Below are 10,811 nucleotides of genomic sequence, written 5' to 3'. Positions count from 1 at the left end.
GTTCGCGGGCCGGGATCAGCGCGCGGAGGTGGCCCGCGGCGGCCAGGACCGCCAGGGTCGCGTCATCCCGCGCCACCGCGTCCGGCGGCGTGGCCCTGGTCACCGCGCCGAGGACCTCCGCGCGCAGCACCTCGACGTAGCCGGATCGTTCCAACGCGTAGTGCGTGCCCGGCAGGAGGCCGAGGAAGCGGCGGCGCTCGGGGCGCAGATAGCCGTCCGCGACCAGGCCGTGCCGCACCAGCGCGTGGGTGGCGCGGGCACTGTGGGTGATCCAGCCGCGCCACTTCCGCGGCCTCGACTCCTCGATGATCTCCAGGAGTTGGTCGAGGACGGGATCGTCGGCACGGGCGCCGGGCACCGGCGTCACGGTGCCGTTGACCTCGTGGATCAGGTCGCGGTCCGCGAGCGCGGCGAGAGCCGCGGCGCGGACGGCCAGGCGCAGGTCGGGGGCGCCGGCGACCCGGTCCTTGCCGGTGTCGTACGCCAGGAGGAGGAGACGGGCGGGCAAGGAGAGGGAGCCATGGGGCACGGACGCCACGGTAATGGGTTGACAGCCCGGAGAACACCCTCGTACGGTGTATAGCGGTTCTGTTGCCGTCGATCGGAGAAGGACGTTGCTCGTCTGAGGTCCTGAGACACCGCGCATGTCACGCCCGCGCACGTTCGTTTACGTGCCCACGCCGCGTCCATGTCGCCGTGCGAGACCTCGGCATCCGAGCCGTCCTCCCCGCCGGTACAGGCCTTTTTTGTTGCCTGTGACCTCCGCGGTGTCTCGAACGCGTTGCCCCCGTCACCGTTCGCACCGAGCAACCGCGAGGCCTGTATGTCACTTTCCTCCCCTTACTCCCACTCCGCCCCGACCTCCGTCGCCGTCGCCTCGCTCTCCTACGCCTGGCCGGACGGCACCGGCGTCTTCGACGGGCTGCAACTGGCCGTCGGGCCGGGCCGCACCGGCCTGATCGGCATCAACGGGTCAGGAAAATCAACCCTGTTGAAGCTCATCGCCGGTGAACTGAAACCGGCCGAGGGCACCGTGCGGGTGTCCGGCGAGGTCGGCTACCTGCCGCAGAACGTCACGCTCGACACCACGATCCGGGTCGACGAGGCGCTCGGCATCGCGGGAACCCGCAGCGCGCTGCACGCCATCGAGGCGGGCGACGTGAGCGAGGAGCACTTCAGCGCCGTCGGCGACGACTGGGACGTCGAGGAGCGGGCGCTCGCCATGCTCTCGTCGCTGGGTCTGGGCGACATCGGCCTCGACCGCACGATCGGCGAGGTCTCCGGCGGCGAGTCGGTGCTGCTGCGGCTCGCCGCGCTGCTCCTGAGCCGCCCCGAGGTGCTGCTCCTCGACGAGCCGACGAACAACCTCGACCTGTACGCCCGGCAGCGGCTGTACGCGGCCGTGGAGGGCTGGTCGGGGGTGATGATCGTGGTCAGCCACGACCGGGAACTGCTCGAACGCGTCGATCAGATCGCGGATCTGCGCGGCGGCGAGGTGACCTGGTTCGGCGGCAACTTCTCCGCGTACGAGGAGGCGCTCGCCGCCGAACAGGAGGCCGCCGAGCGGATGGTGCGGGTCGCCGAGTCCGACCTGAAGAAGCAGAAACGCGAACTCGCCGACGCCCACGTCAAGTTGGCACGGCGCAAGCGGTACGCGCAGAAGATGTACGACACCAAGCGCGAACCGCGGGCCGTGATGAAGCTGCGCAAGCGCTCGGCGCAGGTCTCCGCCGGCAAGCACCGCATCATGCACGAGGAGAAGCTCGACGAGGCACGCGAACGGCTCGACGAGGCCGTGGAGGCGGTGCGCGACGACGACGAGATCCGCGTCGACCTGCCGTACACGGCGGTCCCGCCGGGCCGTTCCGTGCTCACGCTGAGCGGACTCCGGCTCGCCTACGGGGCGCGCGTGGAGGGCGAGTTCGAGCTGCGCGGCCCCGAACGCATCGCACTGGTGGGGCGCAACGGCGCGGGCAAGACGACGCTGCTGCGCACGATCGCCGGTGAACTCGCGGCGGTCGACGGCGAGGCGAGCGCGCACGTGCCGCTGCGGTTCCTGCCGCAGCGACTCGACGTGCTCGACGAGGAGCTGAGCGTCGCGGAGAACGTCGCGCGGTTCGCGCCGGACGCCACCAACAACCGGATCCGGGCCCGTCTCGCCCGCTTCCTGTTCAAGGGGGCGCGGGCCGATCAGCGGGCCGCGACGCTGTCCGGCGGCGAACGCTTCCGCGCGACGCTCGCCGCCCTGATGCTCGCCGAGCCGGCGCCGCAGCTGCTCCTGCTCGACGAGCCGACGAACAACCTCGACATGGCCAGTGCCCGGCAGCTGACGTCGGCCCTGGAGTCGTACGAGGGCGCACTAATCGTGGCGAGCCACGATCTGCCGTTCCTGGAGTCGATCGGGGTCACGCGGTGGCTGGAGCTGGACGGCTGCCTGCGGGACGTCCCGGCCCCGTAATGGGCGCGGAGAGCCGCGCGCTGCGCCACACAGGACCCGCGGTCGCGTCCGCTCGCCACATGAGCGGACGCGACCGCGGCACGTCCGGGACACGGGCTTCCCGAGCCGCGGGCATTTCCGGAGGCCGCGAAAACCCGACAGCAGGTGTCCGGTATGCGGCCTACCGTCGAAATATGCCGAGCAACCACGCATCCCACCAGCCCTCGCTGCACATCGTCGGCGCCCGCGAGAACAACCTCAAGGACGTGACCCTGCGCATCCCCAAGGACCGCCTCACCGTGTTCACCGGGGTGAGCGGCTCGGGGAAGTCGTCGGTGGTCTTCGACACCATCGCGGTCGAGTCGCAGCGCCAGCTGAACGAGACGTTCACCTCGTACGTGCGCAACCGGCTGCCGAAGTACGAGCGGCCGCACGCGGACGCGCTGGAGGGCCTGTCCCCCGCGGTCGTCGTCGACCAGAAGCCGATCGGCGGGCACACGCGCTCCACCGTCGGCACGATGACGGACATCTACGCGGTGATCCGCGTGCTGTTCTCCCGGCACGGGACGCCCAGCGCGGGCCCGGCGACCGCGTACTCGTTCAACGACCCGAGCGGCATGTGCCCGCACTGCGACGGCCTCGGGCGGACCGTGCGGCCCGACTACGACCGCATCCTCGACCCCGAGAAGTCGCTCGCGGACGGTGCGGTGGTGTTCCCGCCGTTCGCCGCCGGCACCTGGCAGGGCCAGACGTACACGAACACCACGGACCTCGACACCACCAAGCCGGTGGGTGACTTCACCACCGCCGAGCGGGAGTTCCTCCTGCGGGGGCGCGGCACCCAGGTCAACGTCGACAACACCGGCGGCAGCCGCGACATCCCCTTCGAAGGGCTCGCCGACCGGTTCGAGCGGCTGTACCTGAAGCGGGACCTGTCGACGTTGAGCCAGCGCACCCGCGACATGGTGCAGCAGTACCTGACGCAGGGCCCCTGCCCGCAGTGCGGCGGGGCCCGGCTCAACGCCGCCGCGCTCGCCACCCGCATCGACGGACTGGGCATCGCCGACTGCACGGCCATGGAGGTCGACGAGCTGATCCCGTTCCTGCGCCGCATCGAGGACGCCGCCGACCCCGTCGCCGGGCCGATCGCCGCGGCCGCCGTCACCGCACTGGAGCGGATCGAGGCGATCGGGCTCGGCTACCTCAGCCTCGACCGGCAGACCGCGACGCTCTCCGGCGGCGAGGGCCAGCGCCTCAAGACCGTCCGGCACCTGGGGTCGAGCCTGACCGGGATGACGTACATCTTCGACGAGCCGAGCGTGGGCCTGCACCCGCGCGACGTGGGACGCCTCAACGACCTGCTGCTGCGCCTGCGCGACAAGGGGAACACGGTGCTCGTCGTCGAGCACGACCCCGATGTCATCGCCGTCGCCGACCACGTGGTCGACATGGGGCCGACGGGCGGCGCGGGCGGCGGACACGTCGTGTACGAGGGGACGCCGGACGGGCTGCGTCGGGCCGACACGCTCACCGGCCGCTGTCTGCGCCGCTCCGGCGGCGTCAAGGAGCACCCGCGCCGGGCCACCGGCGGCGTGCGGATCGAGAAGGCGCGCCTGCACAACCTCAGGGACGTCACCGTGCGCGTACCGGCCGGGGTGCTCACCGCGGTGACCGGGGTGGCCGGCTCCGGCAAGAGCTCGCTGGTCTCGGGCGCGCTGTGCGCCGCGCACCCGGAGGCGGTAGTCGTCGACCAGTCGTCCATCGGGATCTCGGGCCGCTCCACCCCGGCGACCTACCTCGGGATCATGGACACGGTGCGCAGGACCTTCGCCCGCGAGACCGGCACGCAGGCGGGCCTGTTCAGCTTCAACTCGGCCGGTGCGTGCGGCAGTTGCGAGGGGCGCGGAGTCGTGTTCAGCGACCTCGCGTTCATGGATCCGGTGACCACGGTGTGCGAGGCGTGCGGCGGGCGGCGCTTCAGCGACGAGGTGCTGCGGCTGACCGTGCGCGGCCGCAGCGTCGCGGACGTGCTCGACATGACGGCCGGGCAGGCGCTGGAATTCTTCGCCGACCTCGGCGAGGCGTCGGTGGGCCGCCGGCTGCGCGCCCTGCACGACGTCGGGCTCACCTACCTCACGCTCGGCCAGCCGCTGAGCACGCTGTCGGGCGGCGAGCGCCAGCGCATCAAACTCGCCACCCAGCTGCACCGCACCGCGGCGACGTACGTGCTGGACGAGCCGACCACCGGCCTGCACATGGCGGACGTCGACGGGCTCGTGGCGCTGCTGGACCGCTTGGTCGACGCGGGCAACACGGTGGTCGTCGTCGAGCACAACCTCGACGTGGTCCGGCGGGCCGACTGGGTCATCGACCTGGGCCCCGAGGGCGGGCGGCACGGCGGGCAGGTGATCTTCGAGGGCACGCCCGGCCAACTCCTCGACGCGCACGGTTCGTTCACCGCGGATCACCTGCGCCGGGCGGTCGGCGCCGTGCAGGGGCCGGGTGAGGGGGAGGTGACGGCCGCGTAACAGGGGATTCCGCAGCGCCCCATGGCCTGTGCATGATGAGCGCCGCACCCCGTACCAGCCATGGAGTTCACCCGTGCCGAGCAAGAAGGCCCTCGTCCGCCGCCCCGGACCGCGCATAGCCGAGGGGCTCGTCACGCATGTGGAGCGCACGCCGGTCGATGCCGGGCAGGCCGCCGCGCAGTGGCAGGAGTACGTCGGCGTGCTGGAGGCGCACGGCTGGGAGACGTTCCTGGTGGAGCCGGCCGACGACTGCCCGGACGCGGTGTTCGTCGAGGACACGGTGGTGGCCTTCCGCAACGTGGCACTGATCGCCCGCCCGGGCGCCGCGTCCCGGCGCGGCGAGACGGCAGGCGTCGAGGAGGCCGTGGCGCGGCTCGGCTGCTCCGTCAACTGGGTGTGGGAACCCGGCACCCTCGACGGCGGCGACGTACTGAAGGTGGGCGACACCCTCTACGTGGGCCGCGGCGGGCGCACGAACGCGGCCGGCGTGCAGCAGCTGCGGGCCGTCTTCGAGCCGCTCGGCGCGCGCGTGGTGGCGGTTCCGGTCAGCACCGTGCTGCACCTGAAGTCGGCGGTGACGGCGCTGCCCGACGGCACCGTCATCGGGTACGAGCCCCTGGTGGACGCCGCGTCGCTCTTCCCGCGCTTCCTGCCCGTGCCCGAGGAGGCGGGCGCTCACGTGGTGCTGCTCGGCGGCGACCGGCTGCTCATGGCGGCGAGTGCGCCGAAGTCGGCGGAGCTGTTCGCGAACCTCGGTTACGACCCCGTACTGGTGGACATTTCGGAGTTCGAGAAGCTCGAAGGCTGTGTGACGTGCCTCTCAGTCCGGCTCCGAGGCCTCTACGCGTGAGCGGAGCCCTTTACCGAGCGCTTAACCTACGGCAACGTAACCTACGACACCGTAGGTAAGTCCGCTCGCTGTACCTCCGTCCCCCAGGAGCCCCCGTGACCGTCATCTCCCCCCGCCTCGGCTCGTCGACCACGTGGACCGACGCCCGCCTGCTGCACGCGCTGGAGGAAGTGGTCGAGCAGGAGCTGAACCGGCACCTCAAGGTCGCCAAGGACTGGATGCCGCACGAGTACGTGCCCTGGTCCGACGCCCGCAACTTCCCCGGCTTCTTCGAGGACGGCGAAGCCTGGGACAAGGAGCAGTCGAAGGTCACCGAGGTCGGCCGGACCGCGCTGATCGTCAACCTGCTGACCGAGGACAACCTCCCCAGCTACCACCACGAGATCGCGACGCTCTTCGGCCGCGACGGCGCCTGGGGCACCTGGGTGCACCGCTGGACCGCCGAGGAGGGCCGGCACGGCATCGTGATGCGCGACTACCTCCTCGCGTCGCGCGCCGTCGACCCGGACAAGCTGGAAGCCTTCCGCATGTCGCACATGAGCGAGGGCTACGAGTCGGACAACAGCCACTCGATGCTGCACTCGGTCGCGTACGTCGCCTTCCAGGAGCTGGCCACCCGGGTCTCGCACCGCAACACCGGACACCAGTCCGGCGACCCGGTCTGCGACCGGATGCTGGCGCGCATCGCGACCGACGAGAACCTGCACATGGTCTTCTATCGCAATCTGCTGAAGGCCGCCTTCGAGATCGCGCCCGACCTGACGATGCGCGCCGTGCGCGACGTCGTCGTCGACTTCCGCATGCCGGGCCACGGCATCCCCGGCTTCGAGCGGGCAGCCGCGCAGATGGCCATCGGCGAGGTCTACAACCTGCGCATCCACCACGACGACGTGATCCAGCCGGTGCTGCGCTTCCTCAAGATCATGGAGATCGACGGGCTCGGCCCCGAGGGACTCAAGGCCCAGGAGGAGCTCGGACTGTTCATGAACGGGCTCGACACCGAGGCCGCCAAGTTCGACGAGAAGCTCGCCGCGCGCAAGGCGCGACTGGCGGCGCGGGCCGCGCAGGTCTGACGCGCAGCGACCACTGCGTCGTTCCGCTTACGCGGGGTCCGGTCCCTCCTTGTGCCCCCGCCGCCTTTGACGGGGCACAAGGAGGGATCGTCGCGTACGGGAGACCGTCGTCCTGCGCCGCGGACGTCAGGCCAGCCCCGCCGCCAGGGCGCGGCGCACCGCGTCGGCCCGGTCGCGGATGCCGGCCTTGGCGAACAGGTTGTTGATGTGGGTCTTCACCGTGGCCTCGCTGATGAACAGCTTCTCGGCGATCGCCCTGTTCGGCAGGCCCTGGCCGATGAGGGCGAGCACCTCGCGCTCGCGCGGAGTCAGGTCGTCGGGCAGCGGCCGGCCCGGCGCCGACGGTTTGGTGCGGACCGTGGCGAGCAGCCGGTCCTGGACCTCGCGGTCGAGCACGGACTGCCCGGCGGCGGCCGCCCGGATGGCCCGGACGATGTCCTGACGGCCGGCGTTCTTGGTGAGGTAGCCGCGGGCCCCGGCGCTCAGCGCGGCCAGGATCGAGTCGTCGTCGGCGAAGGTGGTCAGGACGACCACGGCCACCTCCGGGTACTCCTCGCCCAGCCTGCGGGTCGCCTCGATCCCGTCCATGACCGGCATGCGCAGGTCCATGAGCACCACGTCGACCGGCGCCCCGGCCACGGCGGCGAGCACATCGGTGCCGTCCGCGGCGGACGCGACGACGTCGATGTCCTCGGTCATCCCGAGCACCGCGGCCAGGGGCTCGCGGACGGCGGCCTGGTCGTCGGCGACGATCACTCTCAACTGCTCGCGCCGCTCCGTCTGTTCACTCGTGCGGTCACTCATCCGGGATCACTGCCTCCACTCGCCAGCCGCCTTCGTGCGGCCCCTCGGTGACGGGGCCCGCGGTGATCGTGCCACCCAGCAGGGCGACGCGCTCCCGCATGCCGATCAGGCCCATGCCGCTGCCGATGCCCGCGGCCACCTCACGGGTGGCGGGGCCGTTGACGATCCGCAGCGCGGTCGACGCGGGGGCGAACGCCAGCTCCACCGCGACCTCGCCGCCGGGGGCGTGCCGCGCCGCGTTGGTCAGGGACTCCTGGGCGATCCGCAGCAGGTTCTGGGCCACCCGGGACGGCACCTGACGCACGTCCCCGGTGACGGTGAGCACGTCGCGGTGGCCGGACGAGTCCAGCATCGCGGTCAGGCTCTCCAGCAGCGGCAGGGCGTCCTCGCGCAGCGCGTGCACGGTCCACTGGGCCTGCTTCAGGCTCTCCTTGACCATGCTGTGCGCCTTGTCGTTGGCCTCGCGGACCTTGTCCAGGTCGCCGGTGTCGAGCAGCGCGTCGGCCAGCTCCAGTTGCATGTTGATCCCGGCCAGGGAGTGCGCCAGGACGTCGTGCACGTCGCGGGCGATCCGGCTGCGCTCGGTCAGCACGGCGGCCTGGGCCTCGGCGCGGGCGGCGCGCTCGGCGGACTCGGCGGCGAAGATCGCCGCCTCCACGGCCCGCCGCCTGCTGCGGTTGAGGATGCCGGCCAGGACGGGCGTGCCGGTGAGGAGGCCGAACGCCCACTGCGAGGGGTGACCGGGGCCGAGGCTCAGGTACAGGGCGCCGCCGCACAGCAGGCTGCACAGCAGCGCGAGGGTGAGCGCCGCCCGCGCGGGGAGGCGGAATCCGATGTGCCCGGCGAGGAAGAACGCGAACAGGTATCCCGAACCGCTGCGGCTGACGCCGATCAGGGCGGCCGAGACGACGATGCCGCACGTCAGCCAGACGAGGGCGACGCGCGGGGGGACCTTGTCCTCGGGCACGGCCCTGGCGAGCAGTGCCACGCAGCACAGCAGGTACAGGACGGTGACCGCCAGGCCGCGGCCGCTGAGGCCCATGGGGCGGATGGTCAGGGCGCCGGCGACGACGACGCCGATGTTCAGGACCCACACCATCCAGGGTTCCCGGCCGGGAACCGGCCGCGGGCCGACCCCGTGGGAGGGGGCCGGCCCGGACGGCGGAGGGGTCTCGGTTGCGGCCACGGCCAGACCATAGCTCACGGTCGTACCGCTCGGCCGGGGACGGCCGTGGCCGTGGCGACCGGCGCCCCGGCGGGCACACGGCGGCTGCGGAGGTAGATCGTCGCCAGCCGCGTGACGACCTCGGTCAGCGCCATCAGGACGAACGCCGCGACCCAGGCCTGATCGCTGGTGATGTGGTGGGTGATGCTGAAGCGCGCCACGGTGTCGGCGCCGCCGCCGTGCTCGGTCCACAGCTGGAAGGCCATCCGGGCGCCCATGCCGAGCACCCACAGGGTCGCCGAGACCGCACCGGCCTTGATCAGGAGGTGCCCGCCCGCGGACCGGATGCGGGTGTAGATGCCGCCGGCGATGCCGAGCGCGGCGCCCACGGCCACCAGGGTGCCGATCAGCACCAGGTCGTTGCCACCGGTCGGGATGGTGTCGAGGTAGGAGTAGGCGACGAAGGCCACGATCCCCAGCGGGATCAGGAAGGACCTGAGGTCGAGTCGTCCCTCCCGCAGCTGCCGGAAGACGACGAGGAGAAGCGCGATGTCTGTGATCCACTCGGTCGTTGTCATGCCTCAAGACTGCTGCGACGAGGGCTTTTGCACCTGGACCCAGGGGTGGAACCCGGGGTGGAGATGCTTCGCCCCCCTCTAGACCTGTCTTCAAAGACAGGCCCGAGGCCCGTTCCGGCGATACCCGGGCGCGCCGTTCCGGCGGCCCCGTGCACCGGTACGCCGTGGCAGGTGCGGCCCGGCGCCGCGGATCAGCTGCGCCGCAGGTGGTGCCGTTCCTTCTCGGAGAGGCCGCCCCAGACACCGAAGCGCTCGTCGTTGCGGAGCGCGTACTCCAGACAGGCCGGGCGGATCTCGCACATCGTGCAGATCTGCTTGGCCTCGCGGACGGAGCTGCCCGGTTCGGGGAAGAAGAAGTCTCCGCCGGTCTGGGCACACAGGGCCTGGTCCTGCCAGGTGGGGCCGGCGGGCGTGAGGGTCGTGTTCGCGTGCATGGCGACGATGGTGCCGCCCGGCGCGAAACATTCGATCAACGCGCGATCAACGCGGCGCACCGGGCGGCGGTGACGGCCCGCGGCTACTGCTGGTCCGGGTCACCCTTGATCACGGCGAAACCGGCGCCGAAGGGATCCACCAGCTTCGCGATCCGGCCCACTCCGGGGATGCTGACCGGCGCGGAGCCCACCGTGCCGCCCAGCTCCTGGGTCTTGGCGGCCGTGGCGTCCACGTCCGCGACGTGCACGTACGGCGTCCAGTGCGGGCCCGCCCCGGCCTCGGCCGGGTCCCTGTCCAGCGGGACGATCCCGCCGAACATCCCGTTCTCGTCCGTGCCCGCCGGGTTGACGCTCGTGTACGAGCCACCGGGGAACTCCACGTCGTACGCGCCCCAGCCGAGGGCCGCGCCGTAGAACTCCTTCGCGGCGGCCACGTCGGGGGTGCTGAGCTCCACCCAGTTCAGCCCGCCGTCCTGTGTCACGTAGCCGAAGCCCTTGTGCTGCCCGGGCTGCCAGACACCGAACGCCGCGCCCGCCGGGTCGGTGAAGAGCGCCATGCGCCCCTGGTCCAGGACGTCCATGGGCGGCAGGACCGCGCTGCCGCCGGCCTGCTCGACGGCCTTGGCCGTGGCGTCCGCGTCCGCGCTCCCGAAGTAGACCGTCCAGGCGGAGGGGCCCTGGTCGGGGGTGACGGTCATGCCGCCCGCCACCGCCTTGCCGTCGATCCGGAACATTCCGTAGCCGCCGGTCTCGGGGCCGCCGGCCTGGAACTGCCAGCCGAGGACACCTCCGTAGAACGCGATCGCACCGTCCAGATCGGGGGTGCCGAGGTCCAGCCAGGTCGGTGCACCGTTCACGAAATCCGTGGTGATCATGGTCTTGCCCTCCTCGTCGAGGGTTTCTCTTCCCGGACTGCCGAGTCTTCCACCGCGCACTGACAAT

General features: G+C 71.7%; 10 protein-coding genes. 4 read left to right on the top strand and 6 right to left on the bottom strand.

Annotated elements, in window-relative coordinates; translation table 11 throughout:
* Positions 1 to 529, bottom strand: a 529-nt coding sequence (locus tag G3I40_RS19205) for a GPP34 family phosphoprotein (protein WP_164303360.1), incomplete at its 3' end; no start/stop codon positions are given.
* Positions 530 to 823: 294 nt separating this feature from the next.
* On the opposite strand from G3I40_RS19205, the gene G3I40_RS19200 reads away from it, so the two are divergent.
* The 4 genes from G3I40_RS19200 (at position 824) to G3I40_RS19185 (ending at position 6,888) form a co-directional block, all read left to right on the top strand.
* A complete protein-coding gene (locus G3I40_RS19200; RefSeq protein WP_164303359.1) occupies positions 824 to 2,458 on the top strand; it encodes an ABC-F family ATP-binding cassette domain-containing protein in 1,635 nt (544 codons plus the stop codon).
* Between the two features lie 173 nt (positions 2,459 to 2,631).
* Positions 2,632 to 4,965 carry an excinuclease ABC subunit UvrA gene (locus G3I40_RS19195; protein ID WP_164303358.1) on the top strand — a complete coding sequence of 778 codons (2,334 nt, stop codon included), beginning with the start codon at positions 2,632 to 2,634 and terminating at the stop codon, positions 4,963 to 4,965.
* A gap of 73 nt (positions 4,966 to 5,038) precedes the next feature.
* The gene (gene ddaH / locus G3I40_RS19190; protein ID WP_164303357.1) at positions 5,039 to 5,815 is read left to right on the top strand and encodes a dimethylargininase; all 777 of its coding nucleotides are present in this window, start codon (positions 5,039 to 5,041) and stop codon (positions 5,813 to 5,815) included.
* Positions 5,816 to 5,910: 95 nt separating this feature from the next.
* Positions 5,911 to 6,888, top strand: coding sequence for an acyl-ACP desaturase (locus G3I40_RS19185; RefSeq protein WP_164303356.1), 978 nt, complete (start codon positions 5,911 to 5,913; stop codon positions 6,886 to 6,888).
* 126 nt (positions 6,889 to 7,014) lie between these two features.
* On the opposite strand, the gene G3I40_RS19180 is transcribed toward G3I40_RS19185, so the two are convergent.
* The 5 genes from G3I40_RS19180 to G3I40_RS19160 all read right to left on the bottom strand — a co-directional run bounded on the left by G3I40_RS19180 (position 7,015) and on the right by G3I40_RS19160 (position 10,744).
* The gene (locus tag G3I40_RS19180; protein ID WP_164303355.1) at positions 7,015 to 7,692 is read right to left on the bottom strand and encodes a response regulator transcription factor; all 678 of its coding nucleotides are present in this window, start codon (positions 7,690 to 7,692) and stop codon (positions 7,015 to 7,017) included.
* Positions 7,685 to 8,791 (bottom strand): histidine kinase, encoded by a 1,107-nt coding sequence (locus G3I40_RS19175; protein WP_203644385.1) that lies wholly within the window; start codon positions 8,789 to 8,791, stop codon positions 7,685 to 7,687. Before G3I40_RS19175 ends, G3I40_RS19180 begins: the two co-directional genes overlap by 8 nt.
* Positions 8,792 to 8,892: 101 nt before the next feature.
* Positions 8,893 to 9,435 (bottom strand): hypothetical protein, encoded by a 543-nt coding sequence (locus tag G3I40_RS19170; protein ID WP_164303353.1) that lies wholly within the window; start codon positions 9,433 to 9,435, stop codon positions 8,893 to 8,895.
* Positions 9,436 to 9,626: 191 nt separating this feature from the next.
* Complete coding sequence (locus tag G3I40_RS19165; protein WP_164303352.1) at positions 9,627 to 9,869, bottom strand: WhiB family transcriptional regulator; 243 nt, start codon at positions 9,867 to 9,869, stop codon at positions 9,627 to 9,629.
* A gap of 83 nt (positions 9,870 to 9,952) precedes the next feature.
* On the bottom strand, positions 9,953 to 10,744 hold the full coding sequence (locus G3I40_RS19160) for a VOC family protein (protein ID WP_164303351.1): 792 nt from the start codon (positions 10,742 to 10,744) through the stop codon (positions 9,953 to 9,955).
* Positions 10,745 to 10,811: the final 67 nt, after the last annotated feature.

It is taken from the genome of Streptomyces sp. SID14478 (assembly GCF_010548525.1).
In the GTDB taxonomy this organism is placed as follows: Bacteria; Actinomycetota; Actinomycetes; order Streptomycetales; family Streptomycetaceae; genus Streptomyces.
The sequence above is the reverse complement of the archived record's forward strand: the minus strand, read 5'-3'. Positions and strand labels throughout refer to the sequence as shown.